Source organism: Kineosporia sp. A_224 (genome assembly GCF_002198655.1).
Taxonomy (GTDB): Bacteria; Actinomycetota; Actinomycetes; order Actinomycetales; family Kineosporiaceae; genus R-H-3.
The window spans coordinates 1-21,979 of sequence record NZ_MWLN01000227.1 but is presented as its reverse complement, the minus strand read 5'-3'; the positions used below and the strand labels follow the sequence as shown (position 1 = coordinate 21,979).

Below are 21,979 nucleotides of genomic sequence, written 5' to 3'. Positions count from 1 at the left end.
GTCAGTCTGCGGGAGCCGGCGGTGTCGCGCCATCGTCGGCGAGCACCGCGACGGCCTCGATCTCGACGAGCTGACCCGGCCAGCCGAGCACCGTCACCCCGAGCAGGGTGCTCGGCGCGGGGTAGCCGCCGCAGAAGGCGTGGAAGACCTCCCAGGCGGCGAGCAGGTCGGCGCGGTCCGTCGTCGCGACGTAGACCGTGGTGCGCACGACGTCCGCGAAGGACGCGCCGCCGGCCTCCAGGGCGACGACGAGGTTCGCGAGGACCTGCTCGGTCTGGCCGCGGACGTCGCCCGGCGCGACGACCGTGCCGGCGGCGTCGATCGGGCACGCACCGGCGGTGAACAGCAGCGTCCCGGGCTCGGAACGGTGCGCGGAGTAGGCGTACGGGACGCCGTCGAACAGGCCCGGCGCGCCGTGCAGGGTGACTCGTGGCGTGACTGGTGGCATGTGCCGATGCTGCCACCGACCGTGTACGGTGTGTCCGTGCGCGTGGCGTCCCTCCTCCTTCGCCGCCGCGGCGGGGCCCTCTAGGCCGGTCCCTCGCCGCGGGGAGCTCGCGTGCGCCGGCCGATCTGAAGCACCACTCGATCAGGGCCCCAGCGACTCCCACGTAGAGGCGAGGACATGAACAACACCCAGCAGCCCTCCGGCATGCCGATCCACAAGTACCTGCCGTTCTCCGAGCAGATCCAGGTGGAGCTCCCGGACCGCACCTGGCCGACGAAGCAGATCACGAAGGCGCCGCAGTGGTGCGCCGTCGACCTGCGCGACGGCAACCAGGCCCTCATCGACCCGATGAGCCCCGAGCGCAAGCGGCGCATGTTCGAGCTGCTCGTCTCCATGGGCTACAAGGAGATCGAGGTCGGCTTCCCGTCGGCGAGCCAGACCGACTTCGACTTCGTCCGCCAGCTCATCGAGGACGACGTCATCCCCGACGACGTGGTCATCCAGGTGCTGACCCAGGCCCGCGAGCACCTCATCGAGCGGACCTTCGAGTCGATCCGCGGCTCCAAGCAGGCCGTCGTCCACCTGTACAACTCGACGTCCGTGCTGCAGCGCCGCGTCGTCTTCGGCCTGGACCAGGACGGCATCGTCGACGTCGCGCTCGAGGGCGCCCGGCTGTGCATGAAGCTCGGCGACGAAGCGATCTCCGAGGGCACGAACATCTACTTCGAGTACTCGCCCGAGTCGTACACCGGCACCGAGCTGGAGTTCGCGGCGCGGATCAGCAACGAGGTCCTCAACGTCTTCGAGCCCGCGCCCGACCGCAAGGTCATCATCAACCTGCCCGCGACCGTCGAGATGGCGACCCCGAACGTCTACGCCGACTCGATCGAGTGGATGCACCGCCACCTCGCGCACCGCGAGAACGTCACGCTGTCGCTGCACCCGCACAACGACCGGGGCACCGCCGTCGCCGCCGCCGAGCTCGGCTACCTGGCCGGCGCCGACCGGATCGAAGGCTGCCTGTTCGGCAACGGCGAGCGCACCGGCAACGTCTGCCTCGTCACGCTGGGCCTCAACCTGTTCAGCCAGGGCGTCGACCCGATGATCGACTTCTCCGACATCGACGAGGTCCGCCGCACCGTCGAGTACTGCAACCAGCTGCGCGTGCCGGAGCGGCACCCCTACGGCGGCGACCTCGTCTACACCGCGTTCTCCGGGTCGCACCAGGACGCGATCAAGAAGGGTTTCGAGCACCTCGAGCGGGACGCCGCGGCCGCCGGCAAGGGCGTCGACGACATCCCGTGGGCGGTGCCGTACCTGCCGATCGACCCCAAGGACGTCGGCCGCACGTACGAGGCGGTCATCCGGGTCAACAGCCAGTCCGGCAAGGGCGGCGTGGCCTACATCATGAAGCACGAGTACTCGCTCGACCTGCCGCGCCGGCTGCAGATCGAGTTCAGCCAGGTCGTCCAGCACGTCACCGACGACCAGGGCGGCGAGGTCGCCCCGGCCCAGATGTGGAAGATCTTCGCCGACGAGTACCTGCCGTCGGACCCGCAGATCGGGTTGGAGCCGTGGGGCCGGTTCCGGGTGCGCGGCATGCGGGCGACGAGCGAGGACGACGGTCTCGACCACCTCTCGGTCGACGTCGAGGACGCGGGCGTGCTCAAGCACCTCGAGGGCACCGGCAACGGCCCGATCGCGGCGTTCGTCGACGCGATCGCGACCCTCGGGGTCGACGTCCGGGTGCTCGACTACACCGAGCACGCGATGAGCGCGGGCGGCGACGCGAAGGCCGCGGCCTTCCTCGAGTGCGCGGTCGGCGACCGGGTGCTCTGGGGCGTCGGTGTCGACCCGAACATCATCCGGGCCTCGCTCAAGGCCGTCGTCTCCGCGGTCAACCGCTCGATCGGTCGCCCGGCGGTCTGACGGGGCCGACCGGTCCGACCGGTCCGATCCCCGTCGCCGTCACACCCCGGAACCGCACCCGCCACCCTCGCGGCGCCGTCCCCACCGGGCCGGCGTCCCGGTGGCGCGCGCCCACGAGGCGCGCCCCCAGGTGCTGCTGATGCTCACGGTAGGTACCGTTCCGCGCGCCCAGAAGGCCGCGAAACGGTACCGGCCGTGAGCATCGCCGGTTCGGGACATTGCTTGCTCTACCTAGGGCTAGGTAGAGTACGACCATGACCGAGCGGCCGTTCCGGATGACCGTGCCCACCCGACTCGTGCTCGAGGTGCTCCTCGCGGGGCCGGAGCTCGAGCGGTACGGGCTGGAGATCGGGCGCGAGGCGGGGCTGCCCAGCGGAACGGTGCACCCGATCCTCGCCCGGCTCGAGTCGGCGGGCTGGGTCTCGTCGTCGTGGGAGGACGTCGACCCTGTGCGTGCCGGGCGTCCGGCCCGTCGCTACTACCGGCTCACGCCGGACGGCGTGGTCGCGGCCCGGGCCGCCGTCGCCCGGGCGCGGCGCCCGCTGCCGTCGCGGAGCGCCACGGCGCTCGGCGGTTCCACCGCGATGGGCAGCGCGTCGTGACCGACGGCGGCAGAGGGGCGCAGGGGCCGGACCGCAGCTCCTCCGGGCGTCCGCTGACGCTGGCCGAGCGGCGCAGGCTCGCACCGCCCCGCCTGGCGAAGCTCGGCGTCCGGCTGGCCGTCGTCCAGCTGCCTGCAGCGCAGCGGCGGCGGTACGCGCTGGAGTTCCTCGCCGAGATGCACGGCATGACCGGTCGCGAGCAGATCGCCTACGCGTTCGCGCTCGCGGCGAACGGGCTGCGCCTGCGCAGCGCCCTGCGCGGAGCGCCGGCACCTGTCGTCGACGTGGCCGTCGTCCCGCGGGCCCGCCGTCACCTGTCCTGCTGGCTGCTCCTGCACCGTTTCGTCGAGCGGCGCAACGAGGAAGGCGACGCCTACACGGAGTGCAGGCACTGCGGGAAGTACACCGTCACGCAGGAGCGCGGGAACGCCATGCTGCCGCCGCCGTTGTGACGGCCGGCTTCAGCCGGATGCCAGGTGCCTGGCGGCCGGGGACGCCGTCCGTCCGGCGAGGACGACCGTGTCGGGAGCATCTGCGGTGTCCGCGGCCGGTGCTGCGGCGCGCGCGGTGCGGAAGTGCTCGAAGCGGCCGACCGTGAGCATGACGAAGGCGACGAGCGCCCAGCCGAGGGCGATGTCGACGACGTAGTGGTCGCCGCCGTAGACGAGGCTGAAGGCCATCGCGAGCGGGTACGCCACGAGCAGCGGCCGCCAGCGGCGCCGGGCGAACGGCCAGAGGAACCACGCGACGAGCAGCGCACCGGCCCCGTGCAGGGACGGCACCGCCGCGACGAGGTTCGAGCCGTCGATGCCGGTCTGGATGAACCCGCGGGTGCGCTCCATGCCCGGCACCTTCGCCCAGCCCCGGGCCGAGATGCGCTGCACCATCGGCCGGTACCCGGGCTCGTGGCGCTCGAAGGCCGGCAGCACCGTGCGGTCCGGCTGCTCGGGGACCGGGTCGCTGAGGCAGGCCGGTGCCCTCGGGTTGTCGGCGACCTCGGCGTGCGTGCACCGCGCGGCGGCCCACGGCGGCGCCGCGGGGACGAGCATGTAGGCGACGACCCCGATCGCGGAGACCAGCGCGAGCCGGGTCATGAAGCGGACGAACTGCTCGCGGTGGCGCACCCAGAGCACGCCCCCGATGACGAACGGCGCGATGAAGTGGCTCAGGTACGTGGTGGCGACGATCGTCTCCCACCACGGGAGGTGCGCGTTCGAGGCGGCGAACCGCTCCTGCAGCCAGACGCTGGGGACCGTGCCGCCGCCGATCCACGCGTCGATCTTCGGCGGCCAGAGCCACATCACCGGCCGGCCGAGCACGGCGGCGTGGCCGCGCGTCCAGTCGTACGCGAGGAAGAACACGATGATCGGCATCCAGTCGAGCGGTGCCTGCCACCACGGACGCGACCCGAGGGTGAACGCGACCAGCGCGGTGATGACCCAGAACACGACGGTGAACCGCTCGGTCGTGAAGCCGGCCGTCGAGAGCCAGACGACGAACGCGACCACCCAGGTCGTGGCGCTCCCGATGCGCAGCCATGGCCAGTTCATCAGCAGAATGTATCGAGACAATTGCTCTGCGTAGTGGCTTTCCGTGTGTCGGGACCGATGCCCCGAGCGTCCCACGGCCCGGCGGCGCCCGGGTGGGTGACAATGGGGCCGTGCCCGTCTACCGCGACGAAGCCGTCGTCCTGCGCTGCCAGAAGCTGGGCGAGGCCGACCGGATCGTCACGCTCCTGACGCGGGGGCGGGGCCTGGTCCGGGCCGTCGCGAAGGGCGTGCGGAAGACGTCGTCCCGGCTCGGGGCGCGGGTCGAGCCGTTCATGCTCATCGACGTCCAGCTCTACGAGGGCCGCTCGCTCGACATCGTCACCCAGGCCGAGACCATCGGCCCGTACGGGACGGCGATCGCGACCGACTACGGCCGCTACACCGCCGGGACGGCGATGCTCGAGACCGCCGAGCGGCTCGCGGACACCGAGGGCGAGCCGGCCCTCCAGCTCTACCTGCTCCTCGCGGGCGGGCTGCGCAGCCTCGCCGAGGGCCGGCACGAGCCCGGCCTCGTGCTCGACGCGTTCCTCCTGCGGGCGCTGTCCGTCGCCGGGTGGGCGCCGAACTTCGTCGACTGCGCCCGCTGCGGCGCGCCCGGTCCGCACCGGGCGTTCGCCGTCGCCATGGGCGGCGTCGTGTGCCCGCAGTGCCGGCCGGCCGGCTCGGCCGCCCCGCACCCGGACACCCTCACGCTGCTCGCCGCGCTGCTCTCCGGGGACTGGGGCCACGCCGACGCCAGCGAGCCGCGCCGGCGCAAGGAGGCGTCCGGGCTCACCGCCGCCTACCTGCAGTGGCACCTCGAGCGGCAGGTCCGGTCGCTGCGGCTCGTCGAGCGCGAGCCGACGACGGTGGACGCCGCCCGGTACGCCGCCGTCCCGCGGACCGCGACCCCCTGACCCGCGCTCCTTGCACGCTCCCGGCACCTGCACGGTCCCTGCACGAACCCTCCGCGCGGCTCTGGCAGGCTGTCCGGCATGCCGATGCCGAGCCGCCGCCGCACCTCCCGCGGTGCCGCGTCCGCCGTCCGGGCCGAGCCGGTCCCGCCGCCGCCGCACCCCTCCGGTGCCCGGCCGCCGGCGGTCCCGGCCGAGCTCGTGCCGAAGCACGTCGCCATCGTCATGGACGGCAACGGCCGCTGGGCCAACCAGCGCGGACTGCCGCGGACGAAGGGCCACGAGGCGGGGGAGGCGGCGCTGCTCGACGTCGTCGCCGGGGCGATCGAGATCGGCGTCACGCACGTGTCGGCGTACGCCTTCTCCACCGAGAACTGGCGGCGCTCGCCGGACGAGGTGCGCTTCCTCATGGGGTTCAACCGGGACGTCATCCGGCGCCGTCGCGACGACATGCACGCCTGGGGCGTCCGGGTGCGCTGGGCCGGACGCCGCCCGCGGCTGTGGCGCAGCGTCGTCGCCGAGCTCGAGGCGGCCGAGGAGCTCACGAAGGACAACACCGTCTGCACCCTGACGATGTGCGTCAACTACGGCGGCCGGGCCGAGATCGCGGATGCCGCCCGGGCGATCGCCCGCGAGGCCGCCGCCGGCCGGCTCGACCCCGAGAAGGTCGACGAGCGCACCGTCGCGCGGTTCCTCGACGAGCCCGACATGCCCGACGTCGACATGTTCCTGCGGACGTCGGGGGAGCAGCGGACGTCGAACTTCCTGCTGTGGCAGTCGGCCTACGCCGAGCTGGTCTTCATGGACGTGCTGTGGCCGGACGTCGACCGCCGCACGCTGTGGCAGGCCGTCGACGACTACGCCCGGCGCGACCGGCGTTACGGGGGCGCGGTGGACGCCGCCGCGCCGCCCCAGGGCTGAGCCGCCCGTGGGACGTCACGGGTCAGCACCGCAGCCCGCCGCTGCCGGGCACGGGCACAGCCACGCCCACGGCGGGCCGGCGAACGCCTCGCGCGGCGTCGTCACCGTGCTCGGCGGGATCGTCGCCGTCGTCGTCGTGCTCACCGTCGCCGGGCTCGTCGCGCTCTGGCCGCCCGCCGTCGCCGTCCCCGCGGTGATCGGCGACCTCTACGACGGCGTCGTCTTCGTCGAGGGCACCGTCGAGTCGACGGCCCGCGCGACGTGCGAGGGGACGTCGTCCGACCGGCTGCTCGACGGCACGATCCCGGAGACCGTCACGTGCGTCACCGCGAAGGTCCGGGTCGACCCAGGCGCGTCCGCGGGGGGCGGCGAGGTCGTCTCCGTCGCCGTGCCGTCGGCGGTCGAGCGCGCCGGGCTGGCCCGCGGCGACGGCGTCCGGCTCACCCGGTTCCCGCCGGCGGACGGCCAGCCGGCCGTCTACGCGTGGGCCGACCGGTCCCGCCGGACGCCGCTCACGGTGCTCGTGGTCGTCTTCGCGCTCGCCGTCGTGGCCGTCGCCCGGCTCAAGGGGCTCGCGGCGCTCGGCGGCCTCGCGGTGGCCTACCTCGCGATCGGGTCGTTCGTCGTGCCGGCGCTGCTCGCGGGCAGCGACCCGGTGCTCGTCGCGGTCGTCGCGTCGTCCGCGATCATGACCGTGCTGCTCTACCTCGCGCACGGCGTCACGGTGAAGACGACGACGGCGCTGCTCGGCACCCTCGCCGGGCTCGTCGCGACCGCGCTCTTCGCGTGGTGGGCGACGGCCGCGACCGGCCTCACCGGGCTGGACGCCGAGGAGGGGCAGGCGCTCAGCCAGCTGACGACCGGTGCCGGGATCAGCGGTGTCATCCTCTGCGGGATCATCATCGCCGGCCTCGGCGTGCTCAACGACGTGACGATCAGCCAGGCCTCCGCGGTCTGGGAGATCCACGACGCCGCACCGCATCTCGGGGCCGGCCGGCTGTTCTCCGCCGGGATGCGGATCGGCCGCGACCACCTCGCCTCGGTCGTCTACACGATCGTCTTCGTCTACGCCGGGGCCGCGCTGCCCACGCTCATGCTCCAGACGCTGTACCAGCGGCCCGTGGGTGACGTCGTCGTGAGCGGCAGCGTCGCCGAGGAGCTCGTGCGGACCCTCGTCACGTCGTCCAGCCTCGTGCTGACGATCCCGCTGACGACCGCGGTCGCCGCGGTGCTCGCGGCCTCGTCGCGGACGGCGGCCGACCGGACGGACCCGAACCCGCCGGACTGACCCGCCGGACCGGACGGACCGGACCGGGGCGGCTCAGCGCCGGGGGCGGGGTGCCGCGTCGTGCGCGGCGGCCCGCCGTCCCACGCCGGCCCCGAGGACGAGTGCCGCGGCGAGCACGAGGCAGGCCCCGGCGAACAGCGCCGACACGACGACCCGGACGGCCTCCGGGTTCGTGTCCGAGGCGGCCGGGACGACGGCGAGCAGCCAGGCGAAGACGGTGACGAGCGCCATGACGACCGTCGCCGCCAGGGACGCGGCGAGGGTGCGCCAGGCGTGCCGGCGGCCGAGGACGGTGCCCCACGTGAAGGTCGCGAGCGCAGCGAGCGCGGCGAGGGTGAGGACGGTGCCGCCGAGGAGGACCTGCTCCTCGCGGCGGGTGCGGAGCACGAGGTCGACGGCCCACAGGCTGCTCGTCAGCGCCCACACGAGGGCACCGGCGAGGAGGTGGCGTCCGCGCAGGGCGGTGGGTCCGGCAGGGTGCGTCACGCTCATGGGGCGACCTCCGAGGTGAGGCGACCACGGTCGCACGGACCCGGCCGGCTCCTCGACCCTCCGAGGGGGATCCGCACATGATGTTCATGTCCCGGCTGCATCGGGCCCGCCCCGGCGTGCCTGCCGGACGTCGCCGCCCGGTCGTCGGACGATCAGAGGGTGAGCGCCCACCACGACGCCGACCTGCAGGTCGGCCGGACCACCTCTGCGGTGCTGTGGGCGCTCGTGCTCGCGGTGGCCGCGGTGACGCTCGCCGGGCTCGTCGTGCTGCGACCGGACGGCGAGGTGGTCCGGTCGACCCGGGTCGAGAACCCGTACGCCGGGCTGCGGCTGCTCGACGGCACCGTCACCGGGACCCGGGCGCTGCCCTGCGACCAGGTCGGGGCCGAGAGCGGCGGCGAGGGCGTCGTGCCGGCCGACCCGGGCACCGCCCCTGGCACCGACCCCGGCGGGGCGGCGTCGGACTGCGCGGTCGCCGTCGTCGCCGTCCCCGGGGCGGGCGGGACGACGTCCGCGGAGGTGCCGGTTCCCGTCGAGGTGGTCCGGGCCGGGCTCGGCGCGGGGGACCCGGTGCGGCTCGCGGTCTACCCGGCGCAGGACGGCGTCCCGCCGGCGTACGCGTTCGTCGGCTACGAGCGCCGGCTGCCGCTGGGCCTGCTCGCGGGGCTCTTCGCCGTCCTCGTCGTCGCGGTCGCCCGGTGGAAGGGGCTGGCCGCTCTCGGCGGGGTCGCGGTCGCGTTCGTCGTCGTCGCGCAGTTTCTGCTGCCCGCGCTGCGCACCGGGGGGCCGCCGCTGCCGCTGGCCCTCGTCACGGCGAGCGCGATCATGCTGCCGGTGCTCTACCTCGCGCACGGGGTCTCGGCCCGGACGACGACGGCCCTGCTCGGCACCGTCGCCGGGCTCGCGGTGACCGCCGGGCTCGCCGCCTGGGCGACCGGGGCCGCGCACCTCGACGGGCTCGTGTCCGACGAGGACTTCGAGCTCAGCCGGCTCACGACCGGCGCCGGGCTCGGCGGGATCGTGCTGTGCGGCGTCGTCGTGGCGGGGCTCGGGGTGCTGAACGACGTGACGGTGACCCAGGCCTCCGCCGTCTGGGAGGTCAAGGCGCACGCGCCGCACCTCGGCGTCCGGGCGCTGTTCGCCAGCGGCATGCGGGTCGGCCGCGACCACCTCGCCTCGACCGTCTACACGATCGTCTTCGCCTACGCGGGCGCCGCGCTGCCGACGCTGCTGCTCGTCGACCTCTACGCCCAGCCGGTCGGCCAGGTGCTCACGGGCGGGGACGTCGCGGAGGAGGTCGTCCGCACCCTCGTCGGGTCCGTCGGGCTCGTGCTCGCGATCCCGCTCACGACGCTCGTCGCGGCCCTCGTCGCGTCGCGGGGCCGGCCGGTCCGGCCGGTGGAGGACGGCGGCCCGCAGGTGGCCGACCTCAGACCCGTCGACGCTGTCACGACCTGACGCGTCACCCGACGGGGCGCCCCTCCGGCACCGGCATCGCGTACCGGCGGACCGGCTCCGGCACCGGGTGCGCCGCCCCGGCGGCCACCCAGCCGGCGAGCGCGTCGACGACGTCGTCCTCGAGGACGAGCGCGAACCAGTCGGCGGTGCCGCGGTGCCGGCGGACGACGACCACGTTGCTCAGCGCACAGGCCGACAGACAGCCGACCGTGCGCAGCCGGGTCGGCACCGGGCTCGCGGCTGCGGCCCGGCGGAGCCGGTCGAGGTGGCCGTCGTGGTCCACGTCCGGGTGCTTCGCGGCACTGCCGCAGCAGCAGCCGCGGCAGACGAGGACCTCGACGGCGGGGGCCGGCCGGGGCCGGCCGTGGTCGTGGAGTCGGCTGCGCATCCCACCATCATAAGAACGAGAATCGTTCTCAACAATGCTCGGCCTATGCTCGCGCGTCGCGCAGGCGGGGTCAGCGCGCGGCGCAGTCGGCGCAGGTGCCGAAGACCTCGACGACGTGCTCGACGTCGGCGAACCCGTTGTCCTCGCCGATCTTGCGCGCCCAGCGCTCGACCGCGACGGAGTCGACCTCGACGGTGCGGCGGCAGCGGCGGCAGATGAGGTGGTGGTGGTGGCCGGTGCTGCAGCGCCGGTACACGGACTCGCCGTCGCCGGTCCGCAGCACGTCGACGTCGCCGTCCTCGGCGAGCTGGGTGAGGGTCCGGTACACGGTGGCCAGGCCGACGTTCTCGCCGCGCTCGCGCAGGAGCGCGTGGAGCTGCTGCGCGCTGCGGAAGTCGTCGGCGTGCTCGAGCGCGGTCCAGACGGCGCTGCGCTGGCGGGTCTCGCGCCGCCGCGTCGTCTCGGTCACCTGGTGCTCCTCCGGGTCGTCCTGGCCTCGCCCCATCGTGGCACGGTGTCAGTGGTCGTCGTAGTGCGCCCCGTGCGCGGCGTGCCGGTGCCCGTCGTGGACGTAGTCGACATGGTCGCGGTGCGGGACGGCCTCGTGGCCGCACTCCGGGCCGTGCTCGTGCCGGTGCTCGCGCTCGTCGTGGTGGCGCCGGCCGTGGACGACGCCCCGCAGCCAGGCCGCGACCGTCGCGACGACGAACACCGCGATCGCCAGGAGCACGATCGTGCCGCCGGAGGGGGTGTCGGCGTAGTACGACAGGGTCGTCCCGCCGGTGCTCACGACGACGCCCACGCCGATGGCCACGACGACGCTCGACCGGAAGCTCGTCGCGGTCACCTGGGCGATCGCGTTCGGCAGGATCATGAGCGCGCTGATGAGGAGCAGGCCGACGATCCGCATCGAGATGACGACGGTCGAGGCCGTGAGCACCGCGAGCAGCACGTTGAGCCCGAGCACGTTCATCCCGCTCGCGCGGGCGTACTCCTCGTCGTTGCTCACGGCGAACAGCCGCGGGGCGAGCCCGACGGCGACGGCGAGGACGACGACCGAGAGCACGCCGAAGACCCACAGGTCGGTGCCGGTCGTCGTCGTGATCGCGCCGAAGAGGTAGGCGTTGAGGTTCGCCGGGGTGCCCTCCGGGGACAGCCCGATGAGGACGACGCCGCCGGCGATCCCGCCGTAGAACATCACCGCGAGCGCGATGTCGGCACTGGCCCGGCCGCGGGCCCGGACGAGCTCGATCGCGACGGCGCCGAGCACCGAGGCGCCGAGCGCGACGAGCACGGGGGAGGAGCCGGTGAGGACGCCGAGCCCCACGCCGGTCAGCGCGACGTGGCCGAGCCCGTCGCCGATGAGGGCCAGCCGACGCTGGACGAGGTAGACGCCGACGACCGGGGCGGTCATGCCGACGAGCAGCGCCGCGAGCAGGGCGCGCTGCATGAAGTCGTAGGAGAGCACGGCGTCCGCCTTCAGGTCGCGCTGCGCGAGCCGCGCAGTCCGGGGTCGCCGAGCCAGCCGGAGCCGGCGGAGCGTGCCGGGTCGCCCGGGCCGCCGTCCGGCCCCGGCTCGCCGTGGTGCGGGTCGACGTGCCCGTAGACGTGGACGCCGAGCGCGGACCGGGCGGACATCGCGACGTCCGCCGGCTCGTCGCCGACCACGCGGCCGTCGGCGACGGCGACGACCCGGGTGAGGATCGGGGCGAGCGGGGCGACGTCGTGGGTGACGACGACGAGGGTCAGCCCGTCGTCGACGAGCCGGGCGAGGGTGCGGGTGAGGGCCTCGGAGTTCTGCGCGTCGACGCCGGCGGTCGGCTCGTCCATGACGAGGACCTCGGGCTCGGAGGCGAGCGCCCGGGCGATGAGCACGCGGCGCTGCTGGCCGCCGGAGAGCGTCGAGACCGGCGCGCGGTGCCGGTCGCCGAGGCCGACGACGTCGATCGCCTGCGCGACGACGCGGCGGTCCTGCGCGGTCGACGGGGCCCACCAGCGGCGGCGGGCGAGCCGCCCGGAGGCGACGACCTCCTCGACGGTCGAGGGCACGGCACCGGCGACGGTGTGCCGCTGCGGGACGTACCCGATCCGCCAGCGCTCCTTGAACCGGACCGCCGGGACGTCGAAGAGGAGCACCTCGCCCGCGGTGACCGGGGCCAGCCCGAGGACGCCCCGCACGATCGTCGTCTTGCCCGACCCGTTCGGCCCGACGAGGGCGACGACCTCGCCGCGGCGCACGAGCAGGCTCACGTCCTGGACGACCGGCCGGTCGCCGTAGCCGACGCTCGCGTGCCGGAGCTCGACGACGGGGCCGCCGACCAGGTCGCGTCCCGTCACGAGCAGGGCTGGCCGGCCCGCAGGGCGGCGAGGTTGGCGCGCATGACGCCAAGGTAGTCCTGTGCGGCGGAGGCGTCGCTGATGCCCTCGATCGGGTCGAGGACGGCGGTCTTCGCCCCGGCCTCGGAGGCCACGGTCTTCGCGACCGCCGGGCTGACGAGGGTCTCGTAGTAGATCGTCGTCACGTTGTTCGCGCGGACGAAGTCGGTGACCTTCGCGATCGTCTTCGCGTCCGGCTCGGCCTCGGGGGAGAGGCCCGTGATCCCGACCTGGGTGAGGCCGTAGCGCTGCGCGAGGTAGCCGAACGCCTGGTGGCTGGTGACGACGTCCTTGTTCGTGCAGGTCGCCAGGCCTGCCTTCATCTCGCTGTCGAGGGCCTCGAGGTCCTTGCGCAGGGCCGCGGCGTTCGCGGTGAACGTCGCCGCCTGCGCCGGGTCCGCCTGCCCGAGGCGGGCGGCGAGCGCGTCGGCGACGTCGGCGAGCCGGGTCGGGTCGAGCCAGAAGTGCGGGTCGGTCGCCGAGTGCCCGGCCTCGCCCTCGTGCTCCTCCTCGACACCCTCGAGGTCGAGCCGGGCCGAGCCCGCGGCGTCGAACGCCGTGTCGGCGGCCTGCGTCTTGACCGCCTCGTCGACCGCGGGCTGGAAGCCTGACAGGTAGACGACGAGCCCGGCGTCCGCGACCGCCGCGACGTCCTTGGGGCTCAGCTCGAGGTCGTGCGGCTCCGCACCGGGCTTGGTGAGGTTCGTGACGGAGACGGCGTCGCCGCCGACGCGCTGGGCCGCGTACTGGAGCGGGTAGAAGCTCGCCACGACCGCGACCTTGCCGCCGGCGGCGGCGGACGTCGTCCCGCCCGCCGAGGAGGACCCGCCGCACGCGGCGAGGGTGGTGAGCGCGACGAGGGTGGCCGACAGGGCTGCCGTCTTCTTGAACATGAGAACGATTCTCATTACGAGCGGACGTCGTGTCAAACGGGCCGTAGGCTCGGCTCGTGCTCGTCGTGACCCGGTACGTCGTCCCCGCCGAGGAGGCCGACGACTTCTCGGGCCTCGTGGCCGCCGCGCTCGACGCGCTCACCGCTCGGCCCGGCTGCACCGCCGGCTGGGTCGGCCGGGCGGTGGACGACGCCACGCTCTGGACACTGACGACGACGTGGACGAACGTCGGCGCCTACCGGCGGGCGCTGTCCGCCTACGACGTCAAGGTGCACGCCGTCCCGCTCATGTACCGGGCCGTCGACGAGGCGACCGCGTACGAGCCGATCGTCACGTGGAGTCCTGGATCAGGCACGCAGAATCACGAACCGGCCCGATCCGTGGACGCGGACGCGGCCCACCCGGGTGAGTGACCCGCAGACCCTGCCGAACGGCCGCCGAGTGCCTTAACGTCACACGCGGTGGTGTGCGGATGTCACGTGATCGGTGACCACCACGTGCTCGGGGATGCACGGACGGGGAAGGGGGTGCCGCGGTGCTGGACGCTGCCGTGGGACGCACCGAGATCGACGGCGTGCCGGTGTTCTGGGTCGACGACCCGGGGCCGTTCACCGCGGGCCTCGTGCTCGGCATGGGGGTCGTCGACGAGACCTTCCGGACCGCCGGGGTCGGCCACGCGGTGGAGCATCTCGCGCTGTCGGTCGTCGGCCGTACCCACCTGGACTTCACCGGGCAGCACCGCCTCACCGAGACCGAGTTCACCGCGACCGGGCCCGTGGGGCAGGTCGTCGACTTCCTCGCCCAGGTCTGCGACGGGCTGACCCGGCTGCCGATCGCCCGGCTCGGCCTCGAGACCGGCGTCATCGCGGCGGAGGCGAGCCGCACGACCGGGCCCGCGGACGCCGTCCTGCTCGCCCTGCGCTACGGCTACGACAGCCTCGGGCTCGCGCCGCTCGACGTCGTCCCGCCGTCCGAGATCGGCGAGACGGACGTGCTCGACCACGTCCGGCGGCTCGTGGTGACGGGCAACGCGGCCGTGTACCTGTCCGCCCCGCCACCGCCCGGCCTGCGACTCCCGCTGCCCCGCGGGCCCCGGCTGGGTGCCCGTCGACAGCCCGCTGCCGGGCCTGGGCCTCGTCGGCAAGGACACCGCGGCGCTGCGGGTCGCGGGGCGGGTGCTCGCCGACCGCTGTCGCGAGACGCTGCGCCGCGACGAGGCGGTCGTCTACGACCTCACGTACAAGGCGGTCGCCGTCGGTGACGGCACCCGGCACCTGAGCTTCGGCCCGGAGTGCCGCCGCGAGCTCGCGGGCCGGGTCGCCGGCCGGATCTGGGAGCTGGCGACCGAGCTCGCCGAGCGGGGCCCGTGCGCCGAGGACCTCGAGCACGACCTCGCCGGGCTGCGCGCGATGCTCGCCGACCCGCGGTCCGTCGTCGGTGAGGCCTACCTCGCGGCGTCCGAGCACGTCGCCGGCCGCGAGCGGTCCGGCCGGGCCGAGATGATCGCCGAGATCGAGGCGCTCACCGCCGAGGACGTGCGGCTCGCCTTCGTCGAGGCGCTCTCCGACGCGTACGTCGTCGTGCCGGACGGCACCCGGCCGGCCGTGCCGTTCGCACAGATCCCCGGCTGCGCGGCGTCCCGGACCGTGCCCGACGGAGCCGACGTGCTCAAGCGGCGGCGCTTCCGGTCCGGTGCCCCGGCCGGGACGGCGCTGTTCACGCTGCCCGACGGGATCGGCCTGCGCGACGAGGACGGCGACGTCCACATCGTCCTCTGGGCGGACTGCGTGGGGGTCGGGGTCGAGGACGACGTCCGGGTCGTCACCGGCCGGGACCGCTGCTGGGTGCTCGTCGACCCGGCGGACTGGCGGGACGGCGAGCGCGCCGTCCGGCACGTCGACGCCGGGGCCGACCCGGGGCTGCGGTACGCGCTGCGGCACGACGACGGCGTCGCCGACCTGCGCCTCATGGGCTGACCGCCGGGGCGACCGGCCCGGCGGGCCGATAACGGCGGGACGACGGGCACCGGGCGACCGGTACCCTGGACGCTCGTCCTGCACCTGCCCAATGGAGTGACCTGTGGCTGCCAAGCCGTCGTCCGAAGCCCGCCTCGAGGCCGTCGTCAACCTCTGCAAGCGCAGGGGTTTCGTCTACCCGTGCGGCGAGATCTACGGCGGTACCCGGTCGGCCTGGGACTACGGACCCCTCGGCGTCGAGCTCAAGGACAACGTCAAGAAGCAGTGGTGGCGCTCGATGGTCACGAGCCGCGACGACGTCGTCGGCCTCGACTCGTCGGTGATCCTGCCGCGCCAGGTGTGGGTCGCCTCGGGCCACGTCGCGACGTTCACCGACCCGCTGGTGGAGTGCCAGTCGTGCCACCGGCGCTACCGGGGCGACCACCTCGAGGAGGAGTACGCCGAGCGCAAGGGCCGCCCGGCGACCTCGCCCGCGGAGATCCCGTGCCCGAACTGCGGCACGAAGGGCGCGTGGACCGAGCCCAAGCAGTTCAGCGGCCTGCTGAAGACCTACCTCGGCCCGGTCGAGGACGAGTCCGGCCTGCACTACCTGCGGCCCGAGACCGCCCAGGGCATCTTCGTGAACTTCAAGAACGTCGCCGACTCGGCCCGCAAGAAGCCGCCGTTCGGCATCGGGCAGATCGGCAAGTCGTTCCGCAACGAGATCACGCCAGGGAACTTCATCTTCCGCACGCGCGAGTTCGAGCAGATGGAGATGGAGTTCTTCGTCGAGCCCGGCACCGACGAGGAGTGGCACCAGTACTGGATCGACACCCGGACCGACTGGTACACGAACCTCGGCGTCTCGCGGGACAACCTGCGGCACTACGAGCACGCCAAGGAGAAGCTCTCCCACTACGCGAAGCGGACCGTCGACATCGAGTACCGGTTCGGCTTCCAGGGCTCGGAGTGGGGCGAGCTCGAGGGCATCGCGAACCGCACGGACTTCGACCTCAAGGCGCACGGCGAGGCGTCGGGCGTCGACCTGTCGTACTTCGACCAGGCCAAGGGCGAGCGCTGGGTGCCGTACGTCATCGAGCCCGCGGCGGGGCTGACGCGCTCGATGATGGCGTTCCTCATCGAGGCCTACGACGAGGACGAGGCGCCGAACACCAAGGGCGGCGTCGACAAGCGGATCGTCCTGCGCCTGGACAAGCGGCTCGCGCCGGTCAAGGCCGCCGTCCTGCCGCTGTCGCGCAACGAGGCGCTCTCGCCGAAGGCCCGCGACCTCGCCGCCGAGCTGCGGCAGTACTGGAACATCGAGTTCGACGACGCGCAGGCGATCGGTCGCCGCTACCGCCGCCAGGACGAGATCGGCACGCCGTTCTGCATCACGGTCGACTTCGACACCCTCGAGGACCAGGCCGTGACGATCCGCGAGCGCGACTCGATGAAGCAGGAGCGGGTCGCGCTCGACCAGGTCGTCGGCTACCTCGCCGGGAACCTGCCGGGCTGCTGACCCGCTCCCGCCGCCGGGTGCCGGGTCAGGCGCCCGGCGGCGTGCCGGTGATGCGGCGGATGTTCTCGAGGGTCTCCTCGAGGCCGTCCTCGATGCCGGGGGACTCGTGCGTCGTGCGCAGCCGCACCGTCACGGTCGAGCGCGCGGGGTCGGTGTCGGCCGCGGCGACCTCGAGCTCGCCGCTGTAGTCGTGCGGACCGTCGGCGCCCCAGGCGAGCCGGCGGTGGTCGGCGTCGATCCTGAACCAGGCCTGGCCGCGCACGGTGCGCGTGCCGTCCGGTGCGCCGTCGCCGACGTCGTCGCCCACGTCCCGCGGGTCGAGCCGTGCCTCGACGCTCACCTCGTCGCCGGTCACCGGGTGCGCCTCGGTCATCCGGTCCATGTAGCGGGGCAGGTTCTCGACCTTCGAGAGGAACTCGAAGATCTCGTCGACCGGTGCGTCCACGGTCGTGCTGCGCTCGTAGTCACCCATGGCGTTCTCGTGCCCTCCGCCGTCGGGCCGAAACCCGTGGACCGCCTGCAACGGTCTGCAACCGTTGCCCCCGCCCTCCCCGGACCGGTGTGCTCCTCGCAGGTACTCCGAACGGAAGGGGATGCAATGACGCAGACCGTGGAGCCGGACGCGAACGCGACGGACGTCGCCGTCGCGAGCGGGCCGGGCGCGCAGGAGCGCGTCGACCGCTGGCTCGCCGACTTCGAGGCGGCGCTCGCCGCCCGCGACGTCGACCGCGCGGCCGGCATGTTCGCGACGACGAGCTTCTGGCGCGACCTCGTGGCGTTCACCTGGAACATCACGACCGTCGAGGGGCCCGAGGGCGTCGCCGACATGCTCCGGGCCACGCTCGACTCCACCGACCCGTCGGGGTTCCGGACGACGGAGCCCGCGACCGAGGCGGACGGCGTCGCCGAGGCCTGGATCGAGTTCGAGACGGCTGTCGGGCGCGGGTCCGGCCTGCTGCGGCTCACCGACGAGGGTGCGTTCACCTTTCTCACCGACCTGCGCGAGCTCAAGGGCTTCGAGGAGAACAAGGGCACCCAGCGGCCCAAGGGCGTCGCCCACGGCGCCTTCAAGGACCGCGAGACCTGGGCCGAGAAGCGCGAGCGCGAGGCCGCGGAGCTCGGGACCAGCGTGCAGCCCTACGTCGTCGTCATCGGCGGCGGCCAGGGCGGGATCGCGCTGGGCTCGCGCCTGCGCCAGCTCGGCGTCCCCGCGGTGACGATCGACCGGCACGACCGCCCGGGTGACCAGTGGCGCAAGCGCTACAAGAGCCTGTGCCTGCACGACCCGGTCTGGTACGACCACCTGCCGTACCTGAAGTTCCCGGACAACTGGCCGGTCTTCGCGCCGAAGGACAAGATCGGCGACTGGCTCGAGATGTACGTCAAGGTCATGGAGGTGCCGTACTGGTCGCGGTCGACGGTGACGTCCGCGACCTGGGACGACGCGGCCAAGGAGTGGACGGTCCAGGTCGACCGGGACGGCGAGCAGATCACGCTCAAGCCCAAGCAGGTCGTCTTCGCCACCGGGATGTCCGGCAAGGCGCGGATCCCCGAGTTCCCGGGGATGAGCCTGTTCAAGGGCGACCAGCACCACTCCTCGCAGCACCCCGGCCCGGAGGCGTACGCGGGCAAGCGGTGCGTCGTCGTCGGCTCGAACAACTCCGCCCACGACATCTGCGCGGCGCTGTGGGAGCACGACGCGGACGTGACGATGGTGCAGCGCACGAGCACGCACATCGTGAAGTCCGACTCGCTCATGACGATCGCGCTCGGCGGGCTCTACTCGGAGGAGGCCGTCGCCGCGGGGGTCACGACCGAGAAGGCCGACATGATCTTCGCGTCGCTGCCGTACCGGATCCTCCACACGTTCCAGATCCCGGTGTACGCGGCGATCAAGGAGCACGACAAGGACTTCTACGACCGGCTCGAGAAGGCCGGGTTCCAGCTCGACTGGGGCGACGACGACTCGGGCCTGTTCATGAAGTACCTGCGCCGCGGCTCGGGCTACTACATCGACGTGGGTGCCTCCGAGCTCGTCGCGAGCGGGGACATCAAGCTCGCCCACGGCCAGGTGGACCACCTGACCGAGGACGCCGTCGTCCTCGCCGACGGCACGACCCTGCCGGCCGACCTCGTCGTCTACGCGACGGGCTACAACTCGATGAACGGCTGGGTCGCGGACCTCGTCGGCCAGGACATGGCCGACAAGGTCGGCAAGGTCTGGGGCCTCGGGTCGGACACGACCAAGGACCCCGGCCCGTGGGAGGGCGAGCAGCGCAACATGTGGAAGCCCACCCAGCAGGAGGCGCTGTGGTTCCACGGCGGCAACCTGCACCAGTCCCGGCACTACTCGCTGTACCTGGCCCTGCAGCTCAAGGCCCGGTACGAGGGCATCCCGACGCCGGTCTACAACCTGGCGCCGGTGCACCACCTGAGCTGACCACCGGCTCCCGCTGACCGTCCTCTGGTGGGTAAGGCACCTCATTCGGGTCGAATAGCGTGCTTTACCCGCCAGAGGACGGGCTCTGGTGGGAGCTGGGGGCGTTGCTTGCGACAATGGGGGCGTGACGCTGAAGATCGGGCCCCACGAGGTCGCCACGCCCGTGGTCCTCGCGCCGATGGCCGGGATCACGAACCAGGCGTTCCGGCGGCTGTGCCGGGAGGCGATGGCGAGCCAGGGCGGGCGGGGCGTCTTCGTCAGCGAGATGGTGACGTCCCGGGCGCTCATCGAGCGCAACGACGAGTCGCTGCGGCTCATCGCCCACGACCCGGACGAGTCTCCGCGCAGCGTCCAGCTGTACGGCGTCGACCCCGGCGTCGTCGCAGCCGCGGTCAAGCTGCTCGTCTCCGAGGACCGCGCCGACCACATCGACCTGAACTTCGGCTGCCCGGTGCCCAAGGTCACCCGTAAGGGCGGCGGCTCCGCGCTGCCGTGGAAGTCCGGCCTCTTCACCGCGATCGTCGGGCAGGCGGTCCGCGCGGCCGCGCCGTACGGCGTCCCGGTGACCGTGAAGATGCGCAAGGGCATCGACGACGACCACCTCACCTACCTCGAGGCCGGCCGGATCGCCGAGGGCGAGGGTGCGGCGTGCGTCGCCCTGCACGCCCGGACGGCGTCCGAGTACTACTCGGGGACAGCGGACTGGTCCGCCATCGCGCGGCTCAAGGAGGTCGTCACGAGCGTGCCGGTCCTCGGCAACGGCGACATCTGGTCGGCCGACGACGCCGTCGGGATGATGGCGGAGACCGGCTGCGACGGTGTCGTCGTCGGCCGCGGCTGCCTCGGCCGGCCGTGGCTGTTCGCCGACCTCGCCGCGGCGCTCGCGGGTCGCCCGGACCGGGTCACGCCGACGCTGGGGCAGGTGCTCGCGACGATGCGCCGGCACGTCCTCGCGCTCGCCGAGCACTACCTGGCGGCGGGCGGGCCGGGGACGGCGGGCGGTCCGGAGGGCCCCGAGCTCGCCGAGCTGCGGGCCTGCCGGGACATCCGCAAGCACGTCGCCTGGTACCTCAAGGGCTACTCGGTCGGGCAGGAGGCGCGGGCCGGGCTCGCGCTCGTCGACTCGCTCGCCGCGTTCGACGCGCTCGCCGCGACCCTGGACGGCACCCAGCCCTACCCCGGCGACGTCGCCGAGGGCCCGCGCGGGCGCAGCGGCAGCGCGCGCCGGGTGACGCTGCCCGACGGGTGGCTCGACAGCCGCGACCTCGACGACCTCGCGGCGGCCGACATCCTGCACGCCGAGCTGTCGGTGTCCGGTGGCTGACGGGCCGGGCCGGCCCGCCGCCGACCGGGGCGCCGGCTACGGCCTCGACGACACCCAGCGCTGGGTCGTCGAGCCGCCCAAGGACCCGCGCCGCGGCGAGTTCGCCCGCGACCGGGCGCGCGTCGTCCACTCCTCGGCGCTGCGCCGGCTCGCCGCGAAGACCCAGGTCGTCGGCCCCGGCACGGACGACTTCGTCCGCAACCGGCTCACGCACAGCCTCGAGGTGGCGCAGGTCGGCCGCGAGCTGGGGCTGGCGCTCGGCTGCGACCCGGACGTCGTCGACACCGCGTGCCTGGCCCACGACCTCGGCCACCCGCCGTTCGGGCACAACGGTGAGACCGCGCTCGACCTGCTCGCGGGCGGCATCGGTGGCTTCGAGGGCAACGCGCAGACGCTGCGGGTGCTCACCCGGCTCGAGCCGAAGGTCGTCGACCCGGTGACCGGGCGCGGCGTCGGTCTCAACCTCACCCGGGCCTCGCTCGACGCGTGCACGAAGTACCCGTGGGCCCGCGGGGCCGGGCCGAAGGGGGAGGCGTCCCCGAAGTTCGGCGCCTACCCGGACGACGCCCCGGTCTTCGACTGGCTCCGCGACGGCGCACCCGGCGACGTCCGGTGCGTCGAGGCGCAGGTCATGGACCTGTCCGACGACATCGCCTACAGCGTCCACGACGTCGAGGACGCGATCGTCGGCGGCCACCTCGACCAGCGGGTGCTGCGCTCGCCCGAGGCCGTCGCGCGGGTCGCCGCCCAGGTGCGCTCCTGGTACGTCTCCGACGTCGCAGACGACGAGGTCGCCGAGGCCCTGATGCGCCTGCAGGCGCTGCCGGTGTGGGTGGGGGAGTTCGACGGCGGGCACCGGGCGCTCGCCGCGCTCAAGGACATGACGTCGCAGCTCATCGGCCGCTTCTCGCTCGCCGCCGAGCGCGCGACCCGGGAGAAGTTCGGTCCCGGCCCGCTGACCCGCTACGCCGCGGACGTCGTCGTCCCGCGCGAGACGCTCGTCGAGGTGAACACTCTCAAGGGCGTCGCGGCCGTCTACGTCATGACCCTCGCCGACCGCCAGCCGCTCTACGCCCGTCAGCGCGAGCTGCTCGCCGACCTGCTCGAGGCGCTCGTCGACGCGGCGCCCGAGATGCTCGAACCGCCGTTCGCCGCGCTGTGGCGCGAGGCGTCCGACGACGGCGCCCGGCTGCGCGTCGTCGTCGACCAGGTGGCGTCCCTGACGGACGTCAGCGCCGCCCACTGGTACGCCCGCCTCGTCGGCTGACGGCCCCGCAGGCATGAGTCGGCAAAGATGAGTCGGCAGGCATGAGCACGGACGTCGCGGGACGCGTCGTCCGCAGGCCAGAGGCCGGGCCCGACACCCTCCCGCCACCCAAGTCCGCTCAGGCACCAGCTGTGCACCGTTTCTGCCTCGTCGCGGCCCTCGGAACGGTACGTACCTGGTGCCTGAGCGGTCCTGGGGGTGGTCCTGGGGGTGTTGTCCACAGAGGTGGTGGGGGA

Annotated in this window: 22 protein-coding genes; 13 read left to right on the top strand and 9 right to left on the bottom strand. The window is 73.6% G+C overall.

Going from position 1 to position 21,979, the window contains the following annotated elements; genetic code table 11:
- Position 1: 1 nt before the first annotated feature.
- Positions 2-448, bottom strand: coding sequence for a RidA family protein (locus tag EDJALFJO_RS30445; RefSeq protein WP_088290204.1), 447 nt, complete (start codon positions 446-448; stop codon positions 2-4).
- A gap of 177 nt (positions 449-625) precedes the next feature.
- Here EDJALFJO_RS30445 and leuA point away from each other — a divergent pair, with 177 nt between their 5' ends.
- The 3 genes from leuA (at position 626) to EDJALFJO_RS30430 (ending at position 3,431) form a co-directional block, all read left to right on the top strand.
- Positions 626-2,377: a 2-isopropylmalate synthase gene (gene leuA / locus EDJALFJO_RS30440; protein WP_088290202.1), complete on the top strand. Its 1,752-nt coding sequence runs from the start codon at positions 626-628 to the stop codon at positions 2,375-2,377.
- A 254-nt stretch (positions 2,378-2,631) separates the two neighbouring features.
- A complete protein-coding gene (locus tag EDJALFJO_RS30435) occupies positions 2,632-2,979 on the top strand; it encodes a PadR family transcriptional regulator (protein ID WP_198950791.1) in 348 nt (115 codons plus the stop codon).
- Positions 2,976-3,431 (top strand): hypothetical protein, encoded by a 456-nt coding sequence (locus EDJALFJO_RS30430; protein WP_088290200.1) that lies wholly within the window; start codon positions 2,976-2,978, stop codon positions 3,429-3,431. The genes EDJALFJO_RS30435 and EDJALFJO_RS30430 overlap by 4 nt, the downstream gene beginning before the upstream one ends.
- Positions 3,432-3,440: 9 nt before the next feature.
- Here the strand turns inward: EDJALFJO_RS30430 and EDJALFJO_RS30425 are convergent, their stop codons facing one another.
- Positions 3,441-4,529, bottom strand: a complete 1,089-nt coding sequence (locus EDJALFJO_RS30425; RefSeq protein WP_198950790.1) for a phosphatase PAP2 family protein — start codon at positions 4,527-4,529, stop codon at positions 3,441-3,443.
- Between the two features lie 110 nt (positions 4,530-4,639).
- Between EDJALFJO_RS30425 and recO the strand changes: the two genes are divergently transcribed.
- The 3 genes from recO (at position 4,640) to EDJALFJO_RS30410 (ending at position 7,631) form a co-directional block, all read left to right on the top strand.
- Positions 4,640-5,425, top strand: coding sequence for a DNA repair protein RecO (gene recO, locus EDJALFJO_RS30420; protein ID WP_088290198.1), 786 nt, complete (start codon positions 4,640-4,642; stop codon positions 5,423-5,425).
- 84 nt (positions 5,426-5,509) lie between these two features.
- Positions 5,510-6,343, top strand: coding sequence for an isoprenyl transferase (locus EDJALFJO_RS30415; protein WP_088290230.1), 834 nt, complete (start codon positions 5,510-5,512; stop codon positions 6,341-6,343).
- Between the two features lie 7 nt (positions 6,344-6,350).
- Complete coding sequence (locus EDJALFJO_RS30410) at positions 6,351-7,631, top strand: YibE/F family protein (protein ID WP_088290196.1); 1,281 nt, start codon at positions 6,351-6,353, stop codon at positions 7,629-7,631.
- A gap of 33 nt (positions 7,632-7,664) precedes the next feature.
- On the opposite strand, the gene EDJALFJO_RS30405 is transcribed toward EDJALFJO_RS30410, so the two are convergent.
- A complete protein-coding gene (locus tag EDJALFJO_RS30405; RefSeq protein WP_088290194.1) occupies positions 7,665-8,123 on the bottom strand; it encodes a hypothetical protein in 459 nt (152 codons plus the stop codon).
- A 159-nt stretch (positions 8,124-8,282) separates the two neighbouring features.
- On the opposite strand from EDJALFJO_RS30405, the gene EDJALFJO_RS30400 reads away from it, so the two are divergent.
- Positions 8,283-9,581, top strand: coding sequence for a YibE/F family protein (locus EDJALFJO_RS30400; protein ID WP_198950789.1), 1,299 nt, complete (start codon positions 8,283-8,285; stop codon positions 9,579-9,581).
- A gap of 4 nt (positions 9,582-9,585) precedes the next feature.
- Here EDJALFJO_RS30400 and EDJALFJO_RS30395 read toward each other — a convergent pair whose 3' ends face one another.
- The 5 genes from EDJALFJO_RS30395 to EDJALFJO_RS30375 form a co-directional block, all read right to left on the bottom strand.
- Entirely contained in the window at positions 9,586-9,969 is a 384-nt protein-coding gene (locus EDJALFJO_RS30395) for a (2Fe-2S) ferredoxin domain-containing protein (protein ID WP_088290192.1), read from the bottom strand.
- Positions 9,970-10,039: 70 nt separating this feature from the next.
- Entirely contained in the window at positions 10,040-10,438 is a 399-nt protein-coding gene (locus tag EDJALFJO_RS30390; RefSeq protein WP_233150124.1) for a Fur family transcriptional regulator, read from the bottom strand.
- 48 nt (positions 10,439-10,486) lie between these two features.
- Entirely contained in the window at positions 10,487-11,419 is a 933-nt protein-coding gene (locus EDJALFJO_RS30385; RefSeq protein WP_088290226.1) for a metal ABC transporter permease, read from the bottom strand.
- A gap of 29 nt (positions 11,420-11,448) precedes the next feature.
- Entirely contained in the window at positions 11,449-12,306 is an 858-nt protein-coding gene (locus EDJALFJO_RS30380; RefSeq protein WP_198950788.1) for a metal ABC transporter ATP-binding protein, read from the bottom strand.
- Positions 12,303-13,238 carry a metal ABC transporter solute-binding protein, Zn/Mn family gene (locus tag EDJALFJO_RS30375; protein ID WP_088290188.1) on the bottom strand — a complete coding sequence of 312 codons (936 nt, stop codon included), beginning with the start codon at positions 13,236-13,238 and terminating at the stop codon, positions 12,303-12,305. Before EDJALFJO_RS30375 ends, EDJALFJO_RS30380 begins: the two co-directional genes overlap by 4 nt.
- 56 nt (positions 13,239-13,294) lie before the next feature.
- On the opposite strand from EDJALFJO_RS30375, the gene EDJALFJO_RS30370 reads away from it, so the two are divergent.
- The 3 genes from EDJALFJO_RS30370 (at position 13,295) to EDJALFJO_RS30355 (ending at position 16,712) form a co-directional block, all read left to right on the top strand.
- Complete coding sequence (locus tag EDJALFJO_RS30370; RefSeq protein WP_088290186.1) at positions 13,295-13,651, top strand: antibiotic biosynthesis monooxygenase; 357 nt, start codon at positions 13,295-13,297, stop codon at positions 13,649-13,651.
- Positions 13,652-14,338: 687 nt separating this feature from the next.
- Positions 14,339-15,214, top strand: a complete 876-nt coding sequence (locus EDJALFJO_RS30360; protein ID WP_158220622.1) for a hypothetical protein — start codon at positions 14,339-14,341, stop codon at positions 15,212-15,214.
- Between the two features lie 103 nt (positions 15,215-15,317).
- Positions 15,318-16,712 carry a glycine--tRNA ligase gene (locus EDJALFJO_RS30355; protein ID WP_088290180.1) on the top strand — a complete coding sequence of 465 codons (1,395 nt, stop codon included), beginning with the start codon at positions 15,318-15,320 and terminating at the stop codon, positions 16,710-16,712.
- A 25-nt stretch (positions 16,713-16,737) separates the two neighbouring features.
- On the opposite strand, the gene EDJALFJO_RS30350 is transcribed toward EDJALFJO_RS30355, so the two are convergent.
- Complete coding sequence (locus EDJALFJO_RS30350; protein ID WP_088290178.1) at positions 16,738-17,184, bottom strand: SRPBCC family protein; 447 nt, start codon at positions 17,182-17,184, stop codon at positions 16,738-16,740.
- 126 nt (positions 17,185-17,310) lie between these two features.
- Here EDJALFJO_RS30350 and EDJALFJO_RS30345 point away from each other — a divergent pair, with 126 nt between their 5' ends.
- The 3 genes from EDJALFJO_RS30345 (at position 17,311) to EDJALFJO_RS30335 (ending at position 21,743) form a co-directional block, all read left to right on the top strand.
- The gene (locus tag EDJALFJO_RS30345; RefSeq protein WP_088290176.1) at positions 17,311-19,152 is read left to right on the top strand and encodes an NAD(P)/FAD-dependent oxidoreductase; all 1,842 of its coding nucleotides are present in this window, start codon (positions 17,311-17,313) and stop codon (positions 19,150-19,152) included.
- Positions 19,153-19,276: 124 nt separating this feature from the next.
- A complete protein-coding gene (gene dusB / locus EDJALFJO_RS30340; RefSeq protein ID WP_233150122.1) occupies positions 19,277-20,476 on the top strand; it encodes a tRNA dihydrouridine synthase DusB in 1,200 nt (399 codons plus the stop codon).
- Positions 20,469-21,743 carry a deoxyguanosinetriphosphate triphosphohydrolase gene (locus tag EDJALFJO_RS30335; protein ID WP_088290174.1) on the top strand — a complete coding sequence of 425 codons (1,275 nt, stop codon included), beginning with the start codon at positions 20,469-20,471 and terminating at the stop codon, positions 21,741-21,743. The genes dusB and EDJALFJO_RS30335 overlap by 8 nt, the downstream gene beginning before the upstream one ends.
- Positions 21,744-21,979: the final 236 nt, after the last annotated feature.